General features: G+C 36.0%; 16 protein-coding genes, 1 other RNA gene and 1 pseudogene. 2 read left to right on the top strand and 16 right to left on the bottom strand.

What is annotated here, in order from left to right; all coding sequences use genetic code 11:
* Nucleotides 1-48: 48 nt before the first annotated feature.
* The 3 genes from ATHE_RS02655 to ATHE_RS02645 all read right to left on the bottom strand — a co-directional run bounded on the left by ATHE_RS02655 (nucleotide 49) and on the right by ATHE_RS02645 (nucleotide 3,227).
* A complete protein-coding gene (locus tag ATHE_RS02655; protein ID WP_015907121.1) occupies nucleotides 49-1,026 on the bottom strand; it encodes a zinc-dependent alcohol dehydrogenase family protein in 978 nt (325 codons plus the stop codon).
* Nucleotides 1,027-1,100: 74 nt separating this feature from the next.
* A complete protein-coding gene (locus ATHE_RS02650) occupies nucleotides 1,101-1,994 on the bottom strand; it encodes a glycoside hydrolase family 130 protein (RefSeq protein WP_015907120.1) in 894 nt (297 codons plus the stop codon).
* 204 nt (nucleotides 1,995-2,198) lie between these two features.
* Nucleotides 2,199-3,227, bottom strand: coding sequence for a ubiquitin-like domain-containing protein (locus ATHE_RS02645; protein WP_015907119.1), 1,029 nt, complete (start codon nucleotides 3,225-3,227; stop codon nucleotides 2,199-2,201).
* A gap of 359 nt (nucleotides 3,228-3,586) precedes the next feature.
* On the opposite strand from ATHE_RS02645, the gene ATHE_RS02640 reads away from it, so the two are divergent.
* A complete protein-coding gene (locus ATHE_RS02640; RefSeq protein WP_015907118.1) occupies nucleotides 3,587-4,198 on the top strand; it encodes a DedA family protein in 612 nt (203 codons plus the stop codon).
* On the opposite strand, the gene ATHE_RS02635 is transcribed toward ATHE_RS02640, so the two are convergent.
* Entirely contained in the window at nucleotides 4,160-5,860 is a 1,701-nt protein-coding gene (locus ATHE_RS02635) for an FAD-dependent oxidoreductase (protein WP_041727328.1), read from the bottom strand. The genes ATHE_RS02640 and ATHE_RS02635 overlap by 39 nt on opposite strands.
* 193 nt (nucleotides 5,861-6,053) lie before the next feature.
* Here ATHE_RS02635 and ATHE_RS02630 point away from each other — a divergent pair, with 193 nt between their 5' ends.
* Nucleotides 6,054-6,941, top strand: coding sequence for a hypothetical protein (locus ATHE_RS02630; protein ID WP_015907116.1), 888 nt, complete (start codon nucleotides 6,054-6,056; stop codon nucleotides 6,939-6,941).
* 49 nt (nucleotides 6,942-6,990) lie between these two features.
* On the opposite strand, the gene ATHE_RS02625 is transcribed toward ATHE_RS02630, so the two are convergent.
* The 12 genes and pseudogenes from ATHE_RS02625 to ATHE_RS15435 all read right to left on the bottom strand — a co-directional run.
* A complete protein-coding gene (locus ATHE_RS02625) occupies nucleotides 6,991-8,655 on the bottom strand; it encodes a nucleoside kinase (protein ID WP_015907115.1) in 1,665 nt (554 codons plus the stop codon).
* Entirely contained in the window at nucleotides 8,639-10,315 is a 1,677-nt protein-coding gene (locus ATHE_RS02620) for a GGDEF domain-containing protein (RefSeq protein WP_015907114.1), read from the bottom strand. The genes ATHE_RS02625 and ATHE_RS02620 overlap by 17 nt, the downstream gene beginning before the upstream one ends.
* A 154-nt stretch (nucleotides 10,316-10,469) precedes the next feature.
* On the bottom strand, nucleotides 10,470-10,877 hold the full coding sequence (locus ATHE_RS02615; protein ID WP_015907113.1) for a hypothetical protein: 408 nt from the start codon (nucleotides 10,875-10,877) through the stop codon (nucleotides 10,470-10,472).
* A 128-nt stretch (nucleotides 10,878-11,005) separates the two neighbouring features.
* Nucleotides 11,006-11,276: signal recognition particle sRNA large type (gene ffs / locus ATHE_RS14220), an RNA gene on the bottom strand.
* Between the two features lie 47 nt (nucleotides 11,277-11,323).
* Nucleotides 11,324-11,611, bottom strand: a complete 288-nt coding sequence (locus ATHE_RS02610) for a hypothetical protein (protein WP_015907112.1) — start codon at nucleotides 11,609-11,611, stop codon at nucleotides 11,324-11,326.
* A gap of 76 nt (nucleotides 11,612-11,687) precedes the next feature.
* Nucleotides 11,688-13,913, bottom strand: coding sequence for a Mur ligase (locus tag ATHE_RS02605; RefSeq protein ID WP_015907111.1), 2,226 nt, complete (start codon nucleotides 13,911-13,913; stop codon nucleotides 11,688-11,690).
* 98 nt (nucleotides 13,914-14,011) lie between these two features.
* Nucleotides 14,012-14,707: a GntR family transcriptional regulator gene (locus ATHE_RS02600; protein WP_013431024.1), complete on the bottom strand. Its 696-nt coding sequence runs from the start codon at nucleotides 14,705-14,707 to the stop codon at nucleotides 14,012-14,014.
* 28 nt (nucleotides 14,708-14,735) lie between these two features.
* A complete protein-coding gene (locus ATHE_RS02595) occupies nucleotides 14,736-15,743 on the bottom strand; it encodes an isocitrate/isopropylmalate dehydrogenase family protein (RefSeq protein ID WP_015907110.1) in 1,008 nt (335 codons plus the stop codon).
* A 72-nt stretch (nucleotides 15,744-15,815) separates the two neighbouring features.
* Nucleotides 15,816-17,747 carry an aconitate hydratase gene (locus tag ATHE_RS02590; protein WP_015907109.1) on the bottom strand — a complete coding sequence of 644 codons (1,932 nt, stop codon included), beginning with the start codon at nucleotides 17,745-17,747 and terminating at the stop codon, nucleotides 15,816-15,818.
* 143 nt (nucleotides 17,748-17,890) lie between these two features.
* Nucleotides 17,891-19,063 (bottom strand): ABC transporter substrate-binding protein, encoded by a 1,173-nt coding sequence (locus tag ATHE_RS02585; protein WP_015907108.1) that lies wholly within the window; start codon nucleotides 19,061-19,063, stop codon nucleotides 17,891-17,893.
* Between the two features lie 190 nt (nucleotides 19,064-19,253).
* Entirely contained in the window at nucleotides 19,254-19,490 is a 237-nt protein-coding gene (locus tag ATHE_RS15440) for a hypothetical protein (RefSeq protein ID WP_456297516.1), read from the bottom strand.
* A 7-nt stretch (nucleotides 19,491-19,497) separates the two neighbouring features.
* Nucleotides 19,498-19,806 (bottom strand): annotated as a pseudogene (locus ATHE_RS15435) (UPF0236 family transposase-like protein); the annotation flags it as partial.
* Nucleotides 19,807-19,816 lie beyond the last annotated feature (10 nt).

Here is a 19,816-nt window from a genome sequence, read left to right as displayed (position 1 = left end):
ACCCTCTAAATAGGACATTAATTATTATACCCAAACCTTTTGCACTTGTCAAGGTTGGACAATCACTTTTAGTTGATTCTCAAACTTTTTTGAAAGTACCTCAGGAAGCTTATCAAGCGAAATTTTGTGAGTTATTATATGCTTTAAATTTATCTTCCCCTGCCGCAGCAGGTCAATTGCAAGATTTTGGGTAAACGGGTTCACAAATGACCAAAAAATTTGTGCCTCTTTTCTGAACATCTCAAACGGACAAATTTCAGTAACAACAAGTGGTGACGGTACTGAAAACACCAAAATTCTGCCACCTTTCCCTATCTTCTTAAATGCCATTTCGATACTTTCTTTTGTCCCTGCACACTCAATTACAACATCAAAGCTTTCCTCTTCGCAATCTTCATCAACAATACCTTTAACTCCATACTCTTTAGCAATATTTTTTCTAAAATCATCAACTTCATAGCCAAAGATATTGTCAGCCCCATACATTTTTACTAGCTCAAGCATTATAAGGCCAATCGGACCAAAACCTATTATCAAAACTTTGTCGGTGGGAAAAATCTTTATTCTATCAAGACCATGAAGACAGCAAGCCAGAGGCTCTGCCAGTGCCGTCTCAGCAAAATCTATATTATCAAATTTTATCGCCTGTTTTTCTGGCACAGCGGCATACTGTGCAAACCCGCCGTTTATGTTCACACCAAGCGCTGTTAAATTTTCGCAAAGCTGAGGCCTTCCACTTCTACAAAACTTGCACACTCCACAGTAGATGTTAGGATCAATACTCACCTTGTCTCCTACATTGAAAAGCTTAGATTTTGTCTCAACAACTGTGCCACAAAACTCATGACCCAACACTATCGGCGGTGTGACCTTTACAGACCCTTCTTCTCCATTGAATATATGCACATCTGTACCACATATACCACACGCCTCAACCTTGACTAAGATCTCATTCTCTTTTATCTGTGGCAAGTCAATTTCTTCTACTTTTAAGTTTCTCTTACCATAAAATATGGCTGCTTTCATTGTCTTTTTTAAACCCTCTTTGATGAAGTTTTTGATTTTCTGTTATAAAGTTTATCACTAACTTGAAAGCTACTTCAATCAAATTTTATCTTCTCTTTATTAAATTTTGCAACTCCAATAACAGTGTCAGCACCACCATAGTATACCCAGACCTCATCGCCAACCTCTGCATGACCACAGCTGAAAACCACATTAGGTATGTAACCATCAACTTCCCAGGAAAGCTCAGGTTCCAAAATAGGTTCTGAAAAACGAGACAGAATCTTTGCTGGGTCTTTTGCGTCCAAAAGCACTGCTCCGAGTCTGTACACATTCTTATGGTCTGCTGCGTGGTATATCACAAGCCAGCCAAACTTGACCTTTATTGGTGGTCCTGCAATACCTATGCGGCTACTTTCCCATGAATTTTCTCTTACAGTCATTATCTGAACATGGTCTGTCCAGTTTATCATGTCGTCAGAAAACGCAAGCCACATGTTAGGATATCTTCGGTGAAACATAACATACCTGCCATTTATCTTCTCTGGAAAAAGAGCTGCATCTTTGTTGGGCTCGTCAAGAGCAACCCCCATTCTCTCCCATTTTATGAGGTTCTTTGATTTTGCTATCATTATTCTAAAATCACCATCATATCTTCCGCCAAAACCTGTGTATGTCATGTAAAACGTCCCATCAATCTCAACTATGCGCGGGTCTTCAATCCCTCTTCTTTCTTGTTCGTTTTCTGCCACCATTATAGGCTTGTCAAGCCTGTAAAAGTTAATACCATCTGTTGATACAGCGTATCCTATGGTAGATACATACTCACCATAATCCTTGTGAGGTGGAATGTTTGTTGCTCTGTAAATCAAATGAAAAAGTCCTCTGTGATATATTGCTGCAGCGTTGAAAACTGCACTTCTTTCCCATTCATTTTCCTGTTTTGGTTTTAAAACTGGCTTGTCAGTCACCCTTTGAAGTTTAAACATAAAAGTATCTTGCGCCCCCTCTTGTTTTTTTATCAAATAATTTTATTTCGAAATTTCAACACATAATTTTAATTCAAGTTTTGAAAATTTCAATTGAAAAAATAACCTGAACTTTTCTTGTTTTAAATTTTTGAAAATGATATGTTACATTTTTACAAACAAAAGAGCCTCCTTTTTGGCAAGGAGGCTTTTTTTTTCAATTTTTTAGTCTGCAAGCACATAAACTTTTACGCGCCGCACACCAAATTTATACGCATCCTTTTCAACAAACACATCTATCCTGTTTCCCTTGATAGCAGAACCTGTATCAAGAGCTCTCGCAAAACCATATCCTTCTATATAAAGCCTTGTTCCAAGCGGAATCACGCGCGGGTCAACCGCAACAACCCCGCGCTTTACTTTGTGACCTGTTGCAGTTCTGCCATAATCAGGATGAGATGGACTTTTTCCTGTATCACTTGGGGTCAAAGAATATGCAGTTGCTATCATTGTATAAACTTTTCTGTATCTGACCACTTCTCCTCTTGATGTCTTGAACCACCTTATTGCTCCAACTTCAACAATCCTCGGCTTCGAATTTTTGACAACTCTTTCCTCAATCAACTTTCTCTCAACTTCTTTACCATCTTCCAAGACAACTTTGTATCTTCTTTCTTTAATACCATCCTGCCCTTGCTGGATAACCTTTTGCTTTCCGTAGTCCATATTATAGTTTATTTTTGTCACTGTACTGAAAGGTATTTTTTGTTTTTCTACGACCACCTTCTCTGTCACCTTAGTAATTTTAATGACAGTTGACTTATCAAGAAGCTGAGAGAGAGGAAGATTTATCTTGTCCAACTTTCCAAGAACAACTCCAGCTTTTTTGATAGCATCCTCAACAGTACCGCTTGGAATATATACAACTTTTTCCTCGTCGCCAACAAGTATTTTCACTTCAAAAGCTCTTTTTATTATTATCTGGGTATTTTCATTTATTTTTGAATCCAAAGAAGGCGAGACATAGTCATCTTTTGTCAAGTAAATTTGATTTTCTTCTAAAACCTCTCTTACTGTGGATTTAATCGTTTTATAATAAAATGTCTTGCCGTCAATTGTTATGCTAACTTCTTTCACCAGTGCCTGTGCAGTCATGGCGCCAAGCAGGACTGACAAAACAAATACAATGACAAAAGCCAGGATAAGCTTTTTCATATCCCTTGGCTTTGCCACAAGGCACTTAAATTTATTCATAATCAACCTCCTACAAAATGGATTTATTTTCTAAAAAACTTCTCTGTTATTTTAATTTAAAAAAAATTTTTTGTCAAATAACCTTAAAAGTCAAGAAATTTTCTTGACTTGCAACACCTTTCATATATGAATTTTATACCTTTTGCCCATACTCTATACAAAAATTTTATCAACTTTAAACTAATTTTTATGCCATTTATGTGTCTTAAGAGTTTTTATTAGTTTGAATTCCCTTTTCTGTATTTAACAAAATTTTGAAAAGTCATATTAGCAAATCCATAGTTTATCTTTCTGTTTATTCTATGAAAAAAAGAGTAAAATAGATAGTGTAAAAACTTGTTTTAAGAGATGATGGAAATATGATAGAATTTTTGAAATACATTGTTGACAGTTTTGGTCTTTGGGGTATTTTTTTAATACTGGCAATAGAAGGACTTGGAATTCCATTTCCAACACAGATTGCTTACCTTGGTGCAGTGGCACTTTTAAACTCTCACAAATTCACACCTTTTACATTGATAATGGTAATATCTTTGGGAAATCTTTGTGGAAATGTGATTGTCAACCTTCTTCTCAGAAGTGGGAGAAAAAGAATTATAAGCTTTTTTGAAAGACTTTTGAGGATAAAAAAAGAGACGCTTGAGAGCGTCAACAGCTTTTTTGTAAAATATGGAATATTTGCTGTGCCGGTAGCAAGAATATTAGGAGTTCCGCGCACCCCCGTTATTTTCTTGGCAGGAATTAGTAAAATTAATTTCTATGAATATATCATATCTTCATTTATTGGAAATACTATCTGGGCAACATTCTATGTGTATTTTTACTGGTATGGTTTTAGCTTTTTCAAGTTCCTTTACAAAAAAGACATAAATCTTTTCTGGCTTGCCATCTCAGTGTTGGTTTTTATTGTAATATTAGTATGGACCATATTTTTAAACCTGTGGAGAAGAAGAAGAAGAAAAAGAGTCTGAAGTATTTTTTTCAAGCAGCTGCTCTAAAGTCACGTTTGAAATTCCGCCTGAGAGATTATAAACTTTTCTAAATCCGTTTTGCTGAAGGATATTTTGTGCAATATTTGAGCTTACACCACTGTTACAATATACAATTATCTGTTTTTCCCGTGAAAGCTCATTCATCTTTTCATAAAGCATCTCAAGAGGGATATTTATAGCACCCTTTATGTGCTTGGCTTTATATTGCTCAGGTGTTCGAACATCCAGAACAATAAAATCTTCTCCTTTTTGCATCTTTTCCAAAAGCTTTTCCTGAGTGCAGTTAAACTTTCTCTTGTCAAGAAAGTTTGACATAACCATACCAACATAGTGAATAGGATCCTTTGCCGACGAAAATGGCGGTGCATAAGCTAAATCAAGCTGGAAAAGATCGTCTGTTGTAAGCCCTGCAAAGATTGCTGTTGCCAAAACGTCTATCCTTTTGTCAACTCCTTTCGTCCCAACAATTTGAGCACCTATAACTTTTCGAGAGGAAAGTTCTGCTAAAGCTTTTATTGTCATTTTTTCAGCCCCTGGATATGCTGTTGTGATATGCGGTTTTGTAATATGCCCTACCTCATACTCAATTCCATCTTCCTGTGCCATCTTTTCTGTATAGCCTGTTTGTGCAACTGTAAGGTCAAATACTTTGAAAATAGATGTTGCCAAAACACCACTGAACTTCATGCTCCCACCTGTTGCATTTTCTCCCGCTATTCTTCCCATCTTGTTTGCAGTTGAGCCAAGTGGCACGTACATGGTTTTGCCATTTAGCTTGAAATATACAGCAGCACAGTCACCTGCAGCAAAGATTCCTTCAATGTTTGTTCTCATATACTCATCAACCTTGATAGCTCCATTTGGCAAAAGCTGTATACCACTTTCTTCTAAAAACTTGGTAGAAGGTCTTACTCCCACTGCAAGCAAAACAAAGTCTGCCTCAATTTTGCTACCATCGCTCAAAATGGCTCTTTTCACTCTCTTGTCTCCTTCAAACCTTAAAACAGAGGTGCCCTTTCTTATCGCAACACCGTTTTCTTCAAGATAGCTCTCAACAAGCCTTGCCATGTCACTATCTAAGTTTGGAAGAATATTTTCCTGTTTTTCCACAATGCATACATCCATCCCCAAAACCTTCAAAGCTTCTGCCATTTCAAGTCCAATGTACCCACCACCAACTATCAAGGCTTTTTTCGGAAGATTGTTATTTATAAATTCTTTTATTCTATCTGCATCCTTGACATTTCGAAGGACAAATATGCCCTCAAGTTCTATGCCTTCAATCTGGGGTATCACAGGATGGGCTCCTGTTGCTATAATCAATTTGTCAAAACCATCCTCGAAAATATTACCAGTTTTTAAATCCTTCACAATCACTTTTTTGTTTTGTACATCAACCTTCAAAACTTCATGATCTGTTTTTACATCAACATTAAACTTTTTGAAATATTGGCTATCTCTTGGAACAATGTTTTTTCTGTTATCTATCACACCCGAAATATAATATGCAAGAGAACAACCAGAATATGATATGTCAGTGTCTTTGTCATATACAATGATTTCTGCTTTGTCATCATTTCGTCTTATTTTCATCGCAGCTGTCATCCCACCCGCAACAGCACCAATCACAACATACTTCATCTTCAATTTTCACCTTCCTCCCTTAAAAGTCTTTTTCGATTCTAATATACCCTTTTGATAGCCATTTAAAAACACATCTTGGTGTAAAAATTTTCCTTAAAAATATTTTTACAATTGCGAAACACAAAATCCAATTTTGTGTGGGATAATATAATTGAAAGAAAAATTCAAAATGAAAAGAGGTGATTTTTCAGTGAAAAGGATAAAGACAATAATTGGTATAGGACTTATTGCAATCCTGATTTTAAGTGTAAGCCTTGCATTTGCAGGTTCTTCAAAGGCAGATTTCACTGCACCTTTCAAGGGTACTCTTACGAAACTCTGTTTTGGAAAATTTGGAAAAGATGTTGCAGGCATAAATCTTGATATTGCTGGCACAATTGAAAATATCCTTGGCATGAAAAAAGAGGATATTCAAAAACAGATTCTAAGCGGAAAGTCTTTCACAGACATCTTAAAGGATAAAGGTTTGACACTTGATCAATTCAAATCAAAACTTTTAGAAAGTCTTTACGCAAAGATTGATGAAGCTGTTAAAAACAATAAAATAACAAGCGACAAAGCAACACAGTTAAAGCAGAACTTAAAACAGAAAATAGACAGCTGGGATGGAAAATCCCCATTCTTTGGCTTTAAGGTTAGGGCATTTTCAAAAGATTTATACAACCTCGATATGTTCAGTGATATTGCAACAATCCTTGGTATGACAAAGGATAGTCTTTTAAATGAGCTGAAAAATGGAAAGACCATTGCAGACTTAATCAAGTCCAAGAATATCCTTGAGTCTGACTTCAAAAACAAACTAATATCAATGCAAACAGCCAAGATTGACAAGCTTTTGCAGGAAGGTAAAATAACAAAAGACCAGGCAGACAAAATGAAAGAAGCTATCAAAACAAAAATCTCAAACTGGGACCTTTCAAAGGGATTTGCTCCACGAGGATTTGGCAGAAAATTTAAAGGCGCTGCTGGAATGGATGGAAGCAAGATGGGTGGATTTGGATTTAAGATGAGAGGATTTTGGCCAAATCAGGGAACAAACCAGAACACAAATAACTCTTCAACAAATGTGACATTCTAAAAAAATAAGGGGCTTGAAGGAAAATTTCCTGAAAAGCCCCTTTTCTTTTTCAGAAGTCATAAAAGCAAGACCCTCCAATGAACTCTCTTATGATTGATTGTGGTGGGATTTCTCTTTCGTCCTCAATTGTGAGGATAAAGCTCAAAAAGTGTAAAAGCCTCTGCGCTTCGCTATATTCCTCATCTTCTCTTGTGATTGTCCTAAGTAGCGGCACGGCATATTTCTTTAACACAGCCAGCTCATAAATTAGCGCTGAATTGAACATGGCATCTGCCATCTCCTGGTATGGAAAAATATTCTTTTCTTCACCGTTTCTAACAGACGGCCACATAGAAATTGTTCTTTTAGCAGATGCGCCTCTTGTTCTGGCATCTCTGACAATCCTTCTCAAAATTCTATAATCTGTTGTCTGTATTCTATTGTGTTTGTCAAGATTTAAATGTGTCAAGGCACTTACATATATTTTGAACTTGCTTTCATCAGGTATCATTGGAGTAAGTTTTCTGTTTAGTCCATGTATTCCTTCAATTATTATTATATCGTTCTTTTCAAGCTTGACTGGTCTTTCAAATGTTCGCTTTCTTTCTATAAAATTAAACCGTGGCAGAACAACCTCTTTGCCATCTATCAAATCTTTTAGCTGTTTGTTAAAAAGCTCAACATCAATAGCTTCAATCGATTCATAGTCAGGCTTGCCATTTTCGTCAAGTGGCACTTTATCCTCAAAGAAATAATCGTCAAGCCCTATATAAACAGGGTTTTTTCCATTTACTTTAAGCTGAATAGAAAGCCTTTGTGCAAAGGTTGTCTTTCCGGATGATGAAGGTCCGGATATCAAAACAACTTTTATCAGCGGATTTTGCGAAATCTGGTCAGCCAAATATGCTATCTTTTTTTCGTGTAGAGCTTCTGAGACTCTTATAAATTCTCTTATCTTTTCACTTGCTATCACCTCATTGAGCTCACCGATGCTGCTTACCCCAAGTATCTTGCCCCAGTTTTTGTACTCATGGTATACTGCAAACAGTTTCTTGTTCTCAACAAACTCTTGAAGCTTAAATGGGTCTGACTTGTCTGGGTACAAAAGCACCATACCGTCGTGGTATTGAATTAGATCAAATATTTTTAGATATCCTGTAGAGGGCACAAGATGACCATAAAAATAATCAACATAATCCCCACAGTAATAAATGTAAACATAGTCGTTTTCTGAAAACTTTATTGTTCTTGCTTTATCGTAAAAGCCTTTTTCTTCAAAAAGTTTAACTGCATCATCTTTTGAAACCTTTTCTCTTCTAAATTGAAAATCTTGGTCTACTATCCATTTCATTTTTTGTTTTATAAGATTTATATCTTCAGCTGTCAGCTTTCTGTTTTCAATCTCACAATAAAGTCCTTTTGAAAGAGAATGCTGAACATTTACAGTTTCTTTAAAAAGCATTCTTGTTGCAACAATTAAAACAAAAATGAGACTTCTTCTGTAAATCCTCATACCATCTTCTTGGGTCATGTCAATAAATTTTACCTTGCAATCTCTGTGAATAACATACTTCAGTTCTTTAATCTCATTGTCTACCTTTGCTGCAACTATCGAAGATTTAAAATAACTTTCAAACCTTGGAACAAAGCTCAAAAGATTTGTCCCAACCTCTACATCTTCATATACATTTGCATCTTCAAAAAAGACTTTTACTGTATTATCTTGTTTTTTCATCAAGACCACCTTCCTTGTTTTTTAGTTTTTCTTCATACATTCTCAAGTCTGCAATCTTCAAAAGTTCATCAAGACTTGTAGTATCATCAGGATATACAGCAATTCCACAACTTACTTTTATCTTTTTTGGAAGCTGCTGTTCAGATTCTTTTTCTATAAGCTGCTTTATTGTATTTATTCTATCTTCTATTGCTTCTTTACTGCAATTTTTAAATATAACTGCAAATTCATCTCCACCAAGTCTTGCAGGAATGTCTGTTTTTCTGATATTGTCTCTTATAATCCTCCCTATCATCCTGATAGCTTTGTCACCCACACTGTGTCCATAAAAATCGTTCAAAAGTTTTAAATTATCCATATCAAAGAAAGCTACACAAAACTTGTTTTCGTACCTATCTGCAGATAATGACTCTAATATAAGCTCTTTCATGAAATATCTTCTGTTATATATTCCTGTAAGCTCATCTTCTGTTGACAAATTCTTTATTTTTTCAATTCTTTCAATCTGAAAAAGAAGAGCCTGAGAAAAATTCATAAAGATTGTAAGCCCATCTTTTATCTCATCTGTAAGATTAAAATCTTTGAGTTTCGAATAACAAACCAAAAATCCAACAAGTTTGTTATGCATAAAAATAGGAACAAACACAGCAATTTTGAAAATCTCAGAAACAAAAGATTCTAAAGATCTACACTCAAAAAAACTCTTAAATTCATCAATAGTAAATGTCCTAATTCTATTGATTTGCAACAGTTCCTGACTTACCTTTAATTGGAGGCCAGAGCTTATATCACTACTTTGTTTGTTTTCATCTTTGAATACTATAAGCCTGTAGTTATCATCTTCATGGCAGTAATAAAAACACATTCGTGGTAATACTTTCAAATACATCTCATATACAAACTCTACAAGTAGCTCAAAACTTTTCTGTAAGTCAAGCCTTTCTTTCAACACTTCAGTACTAAATTTTGATAAACTGTGCAAAAACCTGAACCTTTGCATTGCAACTGCAAGAAATATAGCAACAAAAAGATAAAGCAAAGCACCATTTTGAATTGCCTCAGTATACAAAATACCTTTTCTTTTAAACATTGCTAAAAAAATCTCACCTGCAGCAAATGTTAAAACAAATATTCTAAAACTTTTTGTTTGTTTAAAATAAAAGTTTGTAAAGCTTAAATGTAATAAAATCAAAATACCGACTGCAACTATTATTTCACTAAAAATGTAAAGAGTTGTAGCAGTTTTTTGAGAATATAGAAAAACAAAATATCTTGAGTTTTTTATTTTTTCAAACATAAGAAAAACTATTACTGTTATACCTATATTGATTAAAATTGCAGTTTTTTCTAAAAACTTTTTTAGTTTTTCTTGGCACAAAACTGAAAATACAAGCGCATATATTATTAAAAATTTCAAAAAAATATTTAAAAAAACAATAGCCTGTATCCCTTCAACTTTGTTTAAAACATCTTTTTCTAATTTTAGTACATACAAGAACTTCAAAATAACAAGCGATAAAAATATCTTACCAAAACTATAAATCAATGTATTTTTTAGTTCTTTCCCTAAAAAAACTGAAACAATAAATATACCACTTATTGCAACAACACCAACCATTTCAAAAAGCTTATAAAGACAGAATTCCAACTGAGAACTCATCAATTTATCATTCCTTTTGTTTAAATTTATCACTTGCCCATATAATAATATATTCCCTGAGAAGGGGGATTGATTTTTATTATACTCTACTTTACATAAAATTTAAAAGGGAGACTTTTCAAAATCTCCCTTGTTTTTTTTTAGACCAATTTTACTATGATTCTACTTTGAATATTTCATCAGAAATTAAAATAAAGCTACATAAGTCAAAAAGTAAACTTCCTTCGGCGAAAAGTTCATAGAGCAGGATTTTTTTGTTTGCATGCAAAGCCTCACTCCAAGCTTTAAAATGTTTTAAATCTACAAAGTTGTTTTTTATAGTAGTAACATCAATAAACACAACTTCAAGAGATTCCTGCCAGAACTCAACGCAAACGTTTGGGAAAAAAAGTTTTTTGAGTCGCTGGTAAACCTTTTCAGAACCAAAAAAAGAAAACCTCTCAAGTTCAAGAAGGCGTGCAAGAACAAGAATACTTGAGATAAGATGGGCTTCGCCCACATAGGGTTTTAGAACTGTCAGTGCTTGGGAGGTCACAAGTTCATGTCCTTCAAGAACTATCATTTGTATCTTATCCTCCCTTTGTAAACCTCTGTTATACTTTTCTATATTATATTCTAAATCTAAGTACCTGTCAATAAAATTATTTACTTTTAGATTTTTATTCCTGGAAAAAGACAAAAATAAAATGGCTGTGCAACCAGCTTCGATATAACCCTCCTGGTGAAATAGCAGACCCGACAGGCTCCTGTTATGCACCCCTGCGGCACACGCGAAAAACTGCTTACCGTTGCTTCCTTCCGGACCTGGCGGGGTTCACAGCCCTCGCGTTGCGCAGGACACAACCATCCTCACCCCGGCCTGCCCTCAATGCCAAAAGGGTTATACCTCAGTCTGGCTATTCGACCCCGCTATAGCGGATTGCGGGTTACAGGGCACCGCTACCTCCCCATCATAGCACAGCCAATTCTATTATACTCTTAAAACCTTCTAAAATCAACTGCCAAAATTTACTTGCCGTTTGCCTGAACAAGCCATACATGAGCAAGTTCAAGTGCTTTGTAAAGATTGTCTGCTTCGGCTTTTTTCACAACTCTTTCTCTGACAGTGAGCTTTGGATTGTTTATCTGAAGTTCAACCGAAATAGGTGATGCTATCTTGTGTCCTTTATATTCTTCAGTCCCCAGCACTACAAACACAGCAACAAATTTGTCGTCTGGATTTCCATAGTGGATAAGGTTATTTCTAATTTTATAAACTTCTCTCCCTCTATATTTGAACACCTGTGGTAGGCTCATAGCAAAATCAACTCCTAATCACCATAAATTTTAAAACTTCTTATAGTGGATATGATACTAAACTTTATTGTGTTTTTCAAGCATTGTTCACAAAATTCTTCTTCCTCTTAGCCAGTGCCTCTCTTATCTCAAACGTAACATCTCTATTTAAAGGTTCTGGCAGAATGATAAAAACACCATCTCCCTTTTTTGCCTTCTTTATGCCCTCAGATACCATTTCAACTACATCTGAAAATTTTTCTATATGCTTACATATAATTTTACTTCTGTCTTTTATAAAGTCCAGAATTTGTTCTTGTTCTTTTTCGCATACAAAATAAAGATTTTTAATTCCTATTGAGCTTAGGCTCAAAGCAAGAATTTTTATATGTTCCTTTTTACTAACACTGTCAATAATTACTTTTACACCATTTATATCAAATATATTAAATTTTCCTGGATTTTGATGTGAATCATTCTTGTACTCAGTCAAAAATTTATATATAATCTCGCTGTCAACACCATAAAAATATAATGCTGCAATTGCCTGGAGAATATTGTCAACTGCAAACATAAGTTTGCCTTCATATGAGTACGGAATCTCTTTAATGTTGCATAATGAAAAAAACTGCTGACCATCGAAAATCTTCACAAAATCATTTTCAAGATACACACAGGGTCTTTTCATCTCTATATGAGCCTTTAAATCTGGATGATGATTTGAAATAGATGTAAATACAATATTACATCTGGCTTTTGCACTGTATAGATATTTATAAGCATCGTTGATGTTCAAAATTAGATATCCATTTTCCTTAATACTTTTAGAAAACAAAAGGTTTCTTTCTATTTGATTTTGAGAAAATGTATTGGTAATAACGCCTACATCGGGTTCTATTTCTATCTCCTCAATACACTTTTCTGGATTGAATTCAACAAGTTTTATGTCAGACAAGTCCCCAAAATTTCTTAGATAGAAATTTTCAATTTCACTATCAATGGATGTTTCCAAACCGCATCTTTGTAAAATGTACTTCATTATTTGCAATATCGTGCTTTTTCCATATGTCCCTGACACAGCAATTATCGGCACAGTTGGATTGGGCATCTTTTCAAAATATACATCCAAAATAGTATTGAAAATATCGCAGTTGCATGTCTGCGAAAATATACGAAGGTCACAATTTGTCTCAACATCAACAACATATCCTCCTACCACCGAATATGGCAGCGAAATATCTTCTGTAACAAAGTCTAAAATGGTCACTACATATCCAAACTTTTCTGCAATCTTAATAAAAAGTTGTTGGTTTTCGTATGCTATCTTTTCCGTAACATCTGTGGTTATACATCCTGTTTTAAAACTGGTCGGTTCCTTCAAAAAAACCTTCATTCCCTTGGGCAAAATATCGTCCAAGGTAAATCCCTGTTTTAAAATATTCTTTTGAATATATTTATTATTTCTCTCACCTTGGTCTAAAAGTTCTGAAATTCTTCTCTTACCATCGCCTACAATGTATGGAGAGGTTCTTTCAACAGCTGCCACAACTTTCCCATTTACAACCAGGATTTTATAGCTTTTACCCGGCACATATCTTTCAACTATCACTCTGCTATCCAGGTTTTTTACCATATCAAATGCTTCCAACGCCTGTTGATTTGTTCTGATATTCCCTATATTTGGAGAGTCTTTTCTGCAGCCTTTTATCGAAACTGGAAAACCCAGTTTTTTTATGCTGTCCATCAGTTGGTCAGATGTAAAGACCACATCAAACGGCACAACAGGAAAAGAATTGAGCTTTAAAAACCTTCGGGAAAGTTCCCTGTCGTCAGACAGACTAACTCTGCTAAAGTCATGATCACTTATAATGGATGCAAAAAGCTTCGCATACTTTCCCTCTCCCAGCATGAATGTATCTGTATATCCAATCCTTGTAAACTTTATACCTCTTTTCATACAGGCATTTTTCAAAAGTCTTGTATTTGGCGAAAGCTCTGTCTCAATTGTGAGCTTTTTTAACTTTGAAATCTTGTCAGGAAAATGTTCAGGTTCAAACCCTTTTTCTATGCACTCTAAAGCAAACTCTATGACCTTGTGTACAAGCATCTGATTGTCATGTTCAATCAGAACATCAATATGATCTTCCACGCTCAAGCATTCCCAGTATTCAACCAAGTTGTATCCTATAAGGTTTTGAATATGGATGCAAAGCTTTGCAAAGTTTCTTGCCTCTTCAATGTCTCCTTTTACCTTTAATACCACAACTTTTTTGTCTGAGTAAATATTTCTGTGATTGTATACCTTCATACTTTCAATCTTCATGATAGTAAAAGTTTCTCTCCTTTTTTACTTTTTATTTTGTATTCTTCCCCCTTCAAAAAAGACTAATACCTGCAAAAAAAAATAAGCAGGGAAAATGCTTACTTCCCTGCTACTGTTCTCTCTTCACTCTTCTTTTGTTCAATTAGATTTTTTGCTGCGTTCTTAACATGAAGTTTCATATACTCTTCTGCCTTGTCAGGGTCTCTGCTGACTATTGCTTCAAATATGAGCTTGTGTTCCTCCATAGCTTCCTCAAGCCTTCCTGGTGTCTCAAAAGAGGTTGCTCTTGCCCTTATTATATAGCTATGGAAGGTGGATAAAACATGTTCAAGCGGTTTGCTCTTCGATGCTTTGTAAATGAGCTGGTGAAACTGCGAATCAGTTTTCATCACCTTTGGAATATCTTTTTTCTTTGTATAGAGCTCCATAAGAGTTATAATTTCAGTAAGCTCATCTTCTTCATCTTTTGTAATCTTCTGGGCAGCCCAGCGCGCAGCAAGTCCATCTAAAAGCATCCTGATTGTGTATATATCTTCTATATCCTGAGCAGTAACACCTGCAACAAACGCACCTTTGTGAGGAATAGAATATACAAGCCCCTCAAGTTCAAGCTGGCGCAGAGCTTCTCTTATCGGTGTTCGAGAAACTCCAAGTTCTTCAGCAAGTTTTACTTCAACAAGAGGGTCTCCCGGCTTTAAAATTCCCATTAAAATCTTTTCTTTTATCACTTCAAAAATCTTCTCATATAAGGGAGAATATCTTGCATCTTTATCATCTGAATAACTATATACCATCAAAAACCACCTTCAAACTCTTTATTTTTTATATCCTTTCCATCTCGCGGATGACTGCATCTGCAAACTCTTTTGTACCTGTTGAGCCTCCAAGGTCGTATGTAACCTCTTTGCCTTCTTTTATAACTTTAGCCACCGCCTTTTCAACTCTATCAGCTGTTTCAAGCTCGCCCAAGTACCTTAGCATCATAACACCAGAAAGTATAGTTGCAGTTGGATTTGCCAAGTTCTGTCCTGCTCTTTTTGGTGCAGAGCCGTGGATTGGCTCAAATACCGCCCCATCTTCGCCGATGTTAGCACCTGGTGCTATTCCCAAACCTCCCACAAGCCCTGCCGCCAAGTCAGATAGGATATCTCCGTACATGTTTGGCATAACCAAAACGTCGTAGTTTTCTGGGCTTTGGACAAGCTTCATGCTCATTGCATCAACAATCATATCTTCAAACTCTATATCTGGATAGTCCTGCGCTACCTTTCTTGCACATTCTAAAAACAACCCATCAGTAAGTTTTTGAATATTTGCTTTATGAACAGCTGTGACCTTTCTTCTTTTTTCTCTTCTTGCAAGCTCAAATGCGTACCTGACAATCCTCTCACTTGCCTTTCTTGTTATTATTTTAACACCAACCGCCGCATCATCGCCAGCCATATATTCAATACCTGCATAAAGGTCCTCTGTATTTTCTCTTACAATGATCAAATCCACATTTGTATATCTTGAAGGAACACCTTCATAAGACTTTACAGGTCTTACATTTGCATAAAGGTTTAACGCTTGTCTGAGTGCAACATTAACACTTCTAAACCCTGTCCCAACAGGTGTTGTAATAGGACCTTTTAGTGCAACCTTATTTCTCTTTATACTTTCCAAAACATAGTCAGGAAGTGGCGTCCCATACTCCTGCATAACCTTTTCGCCAGCTTCCACAACTTCCCACTCTATCTTTACACCCGATGCATCCAAAACTCTTCTTGCTGCCTCTGTAACCTCTGGTCCTATACCATCGCCAGGAATAAGTGTAATTCTGTATGCCATCTTTAGTCCTCCTAACATTAAAATTTGATAACTTTAATAAAGAGGGGATTAAACTCCCCTCTTTTATTTATCTTATTTCATCCCCATAGCTTTTGTAAGGTTCAAAAGCCCGCCATGCAAAATCATCTGACGCTGTCTGTCTGTCAGGTTTAAAATCATTCTGTACTTTAATCCTTTCGTGACATTTTCAATTATTAAAACATCACTTTTTTCTATCTGTTCTCTTGCATTTTCAATTTTAAGTTCATCCATCTCTTCAATTGTATCATAATCATTCTGATTTTCAAACACCATTGGTATGATTCCGTTGTTTATCAAATTTGCCATGTGTATTCGTGCAAAGCTCTTCGCCAAAACCCCTTTTATACCCAAATAAAGCGGCACAAGCGCTGCATGTTCTCTTGATGACCCCTGTCCATAGTTTATTCCACCTACTATAAACCCTCCACCATTTTCACGTGCTTTTTTAGGAAAATTAGGGTCGCATGGTGTCAAGCAGTAATCAGATAAATACGGAATGTTCGACCTATATGGCAAAAGCTTTGCGTTAGACGGCATAATGTGGTCTGTTGTGATATTATCTCCAAGCTTTATCAAGACTTTTCCCACAACAACATCTGGCAAAGGCTTCCCTTGCGGAAATGGTTTTATATTCGGTCCTCTTATAACCTCAATCTCGTCAGAATTTTCAGCAGGTGGCACTATTAAATTGTCATTTATAAGAAAACTTTTTGGCATCTCAACCTCTGGCTCATCGCCAAGGGTTCTTGGGTCTGTGATATAACCTGTGATGGCAGAAGCTGCAGCAGTCTCAGGAGAAACAAGGTACACTTTGGCAGAAGGTGTACCGCTTCTTCCTTCAAAGTTCCTGTTAAATGTTCTGAGCGAAATGCCTCCTGTTCTTGGTGCTTGACCCATGCCTATACAAGGACCACAAGCACACTCTAAAATCCTTGCACCTGCTGCAACCATTGATGCCAGTGCACCGTTTTGAGCAAGCATGTTCAAAACCTGTTTTGACCCTGGAGATATGACAAGCGATACATGCTCTGCAATGGTTTTTCCTTCCAAAATCTTTGCCACCTTCATGAGGTCCTTGTAAGATGAGTTTGTGCAGCTTCCAATTGCAACCTGGTCAACCTTTATACCTTTTAACTCACTCACAGGCACAACATTGTCAGGGCTGTGCGGGCATGCTGCAAGCGGCACCAGACTCGATAAATCTATCTCAATCTCCTCATCATACTGTGCATCTGGGTCTGGCAGAATCTCAACAAAGTCAGCTTCTCTTCCCTGTGCCTTCAAAAATTCGTATGTCACCTCATCAGATGGGAATATAGAAGTTGTTGCTCCAAGTTCTGCCCCCATATTTGTAATCGTGGCTCTCTCTGGTATAGATAAAGTCTTTACACCCTCACCTGTGTATTCAAAAATTTTGCCAACGCCACCCTTTACTGTAAGCCTTCTCAAAAGCTCTAAAATAATATCCTTTGCAGAAACCCAAGGTTGAAGCTTGCCTTTGAGGTTTACTTTTACAATCTTAGGCATAATTAAGTAATATTCGCCACCACCCATTGCAACTGCAACATCTAAACCACCTGCACCAATTGCAAGCATGCCTATTCCACCAGCTGTTGGTGTGTGGCTGTCTGACCCCAAAAGTGTTTGTCCTGGAACCGCAAACCTTTCAAGATGTACCTGGTGGCAGATTCCATTACCGGGTTTTGAAAAGTAAATACCATATTTTTTTGCAACAGTTTGTATGTATAGATGATCATCTGCATTCTCTGGCCCTGTCTGAAGTGTATTATGGTCAATGTATGCAACAGACCTTTTAGTTTTTACCCTGTCAATACCCATTGCTTCAAACTGAAGATATGCCATTGTACCAGTTGAATCCTGTGTAAGTGTTTGGTCAATTCTGATTGCAATCTCTTTTCCTGGTATCATTTCACCTTTAACTAAGTGTTGTTTTATAATCTTCTGCGCAACTGTCAAACCCATTTCGCTTTTAAACCTCCCAAAAAGCTTTGATTGTAATTGTTAAAAATACCTTATAATATTATAGCATTAAAGTATACCTGTATACAAGAGCGTGAATTTAAAAATCCCCTCCCTGGCTTTATGCCAGAAAGGGGACAAAATTTTTAAGGATTTAGTTTTTGTTTAAATCTCTGAACACCATTTTTTATCTCGATTATAACCGCAGACTTCTTTGCATTATGTTTTGCATCTATTGAGATAATTCCAGTAACACCCTCAAAGTTCTTGGTGATTTCAAGTGCTTTGCGAAGTTTTTCTCTGTCTGTTGTAGAATTCGCTCTTTTTATTGCATCTGCAATGAAATAACCCAAATCATAACCCAGTGCTGAAAGCGCGTTAGGTTCAATCTTATACTTTTGCTGGTATCTTTTTCTAAAATCCTGCACTTTTTTATCTGTGTCCTGAGAGGAATAATGTGTTGAGAAAAATACATTTGTTGCATATTTGCTGCCTGCTTTTTCTATAACTTTCGGGTCGTCAAACCCGTCAGAACCCAAAATAGGTATCCACATTCCAAGCTCTCTTGCCTGTTTGATGATAAGTCCTGCTTCATCGTAGTATACAGGGGCAAAAATAGCTTGCGGTTTTTTGTCTCTTATTTTTGTCAAAATTCCATTAAAATCTTGTTCACCTTTCGAAAATGCTTCTTCAGCTACAAGCTTCCCTCCACCTTTTGTAAATGCCTCTTTGAAATTCTTATAAAGACCTTTGCTGTAATCCGAAGATGCATCGTATATCACAGCTGCAGTTTTGATTTTTAACGTCTTTAGAGCAAAGTTTGCCATCACACTGCCCTGAAATGAGTCATTAAAACAAATTCTGAAAATGTACGCTTTTGTTCTACCTGTTCGCTCATCTACTGTGACAAGGTCATCTGTTGCTGTAGAAGAAATTAGAGGTACTTTATAACGCTGCGCAGCAACAGAGGCTGATTTTGTTGCACCTGACGTAACTGGTCCTAACATTGCAAAAACATTTTCTTTTGTAGCAAGTTTTGTGGCAACATTCAATGCTTCTGTCTTGTCTGATTTGTTGTCGTAAATCACAAGTTCAATTTTTTTGCCTAAAACTCCACCCTTGCTGTTTATTTCTTCAATTGCCATTTTAAGTCCTTCCAAATTTCTCTGCCCAAACTGTGCAACACTGCCTGATAGTTCAAGATTCACACCAAGTCGAATAGTTTTTGTATTTGAAGATTCGGCACTGGTAAAAAGAGAAATTAATAAAACCAAAACTACCGTAATACCAACCAGATTCTTTAAGGTTAATCTTTTCATAGTGCTACCATCCTCCCATTAACATAATAAATTTAATTTGAATACTAAAAAAGGCAAAGGTAACCCTCCTTTTATGGCCCCTTTGCCTTTTTGCCAAGTTCAGATAAAAATATTTTAGCATAATCTTTTATAGTTTTCAATATTTAAAGTGTTGTGGATAGTGTTAAGAGTTTGTAGGAAAAAATTTTTATTAGAATATACCTGCGTTATAGAAGCTACAACTAATCAAAGACTTTAATGCTCTTCGTAACTGGTTAACTTTACCATTTGCTATAATTGGTATATTATTCGACTTTTCCATACCTTTTCGTACTCTTTTCCCGTTCTTTATAATTCCTTTTACTATTTCCTTAACTTCTTGCCTATCTAAATTTTTCGACTTTATATTTCTTAAATATACATTCATAAGTTCAAAACCATAATCCACTTCCCCCCACATATCCTTTGCCTTCCTTATCTTTGTAATATGTTCTCTCATATTCAATATCACCAAATATTGTCTTTAAACCCCTCTTGTCTCTCCTCACAACTTCATACCTCTTCTTCCTCTCTTCGTTTTCTTTCAATGATTCATCTATAAGTTCACATGCTTCCTTTATCATCTCCTTGCCTATCAGGTCTAACTGCTTCTTAAGTTCAATTGAATATTCCGCTAAATCCTTCTCCCTTTTCACTATCTTCTCTAATCCTTCCTCAAAAGTCTTTAAAAGTTCTTCTATTTTTGATACAATATTTTCAGTCATTTTGCTCCCT

The sequence above is a fragment of the Caldicellulosiruptor bescii DSM 6725 genome (genome assembly GCF_000022325.1).
Lineage (GTDB): Bacteria > Bacillota > Thermoanaerobacteria > Caldicellulosiruptorales > Caldicellulosiruptoraceae > Caldicellulosiruptor > Caldicellulosiruptor bescii.
The sequence above is the reverse complement of the archived record's forward strand: the minus strand, read 5'-3'. Positions and strand labels throughout refer to the sequence as shown.

Excerpts from the sequence above, each read along its gene's own strand:
- ATHE_RS02655 (WP_015907121.1), bottom strand. The coding sequence starts at position 1,026 with ATGAAAGCAGCCATATTTTATGGTAAGAGAAACTTAAAAGTAGAAGAA.
- ATHE_RS02650 (WP_015907120.1), bottom strand. The coding sequence starts at position 1,994 with ATGTTTAAACTTCAAAGGGTGACTGACAAGCCAGTTTTAAAACCAAAA.
- ATHE_RS02645 (WP_015907119.1), bottom strand. The coding sequence starts at position 3,227 with ATGAATAAATTTAAGTGCCTTGTGGCAAAGCCAAGGGATATGAAAAAG.
- ATHE_RS02640 (WP_015907118.1), top strand. The coding sequence starts at position 3,587 with ATGATAGAATTTTTGAAATACATTGTTGACAGTTTTGGTCTTTGGGGT.
- ATHE_RS02635 (WP_041727328.1), bottom strand. The coding sequence starts at position 5,860 with ATGAAGTATGTTGTGATTGGTGCTGTTGCGGGTGGGATGACAGCTGCG.
- ATHE_RS02625 (WP_015907115.1), bottom strand. The coding sequence starts at position 8,655 with ATGAAAAAACAAGATAATACAGTAAAAGTCTTTTTTGAAGATGCAAAT.
- ATHE_RS02620 (WP_015907114.1), bottom strand. The coding sequence starts at position 10,315 with ATGAGTTCTCAGTTGGAATTCTGTCTTTATAAGCTTTTTGAAATGGTT.
- ATHE_RS02615 (WP_015907113.1), bottom strand. The coding sequence starts at position 10,877 with ATGATAGTTCTTGAAGGACATGAACTTGTGACCTCCCAAGCACTGACA.
- ATHE_RS02610 (WP_015907112.1), bottom strand. The coding sequence starts at position 11,611 with ATGAGCCTACCACAGGTGTTCAAATATAGAGGGAGAGAAGTTTATAAA.
- ATHE_RS02605 (WP_015907111.1), bottom strand. The coding sequence starts at position 13,913 with ATGAAGATTGAAAGTATGAAGGTATACAATCACAGAAATATTTACTCA.
- ATHE_RS02600 (WP_013431024.1), bottom strand. The coding sequence starts at position 14,707 with ATGGTATATAGTTATTCAGATGATAAAGATGCAAGATATTCTCCCTTA.
- ATHE_RS02595 (WP_015907110.1), bottom strand. The coding sequence starts at position 15,743 with ATGGCATACAGAATTACACTTATTCCTGGCGATGGTATAGGACCAGAG.
- ATHE_RS02590 (WP_015907109.1), bottom strand. The coding sequence starts at position 17,747 with ATGGGTTTGACAGTTGCGCAGAAGATTATAAAACAACACTTAGTTAAA.
- ATHE_RS02585 (WP_015907108.1), bottom strand. The coding sequence starts at position 19,063 with ATGAAAAGATTAACCTTAAAGAATCTGGTTGGTATTACGGTAGTTTTG.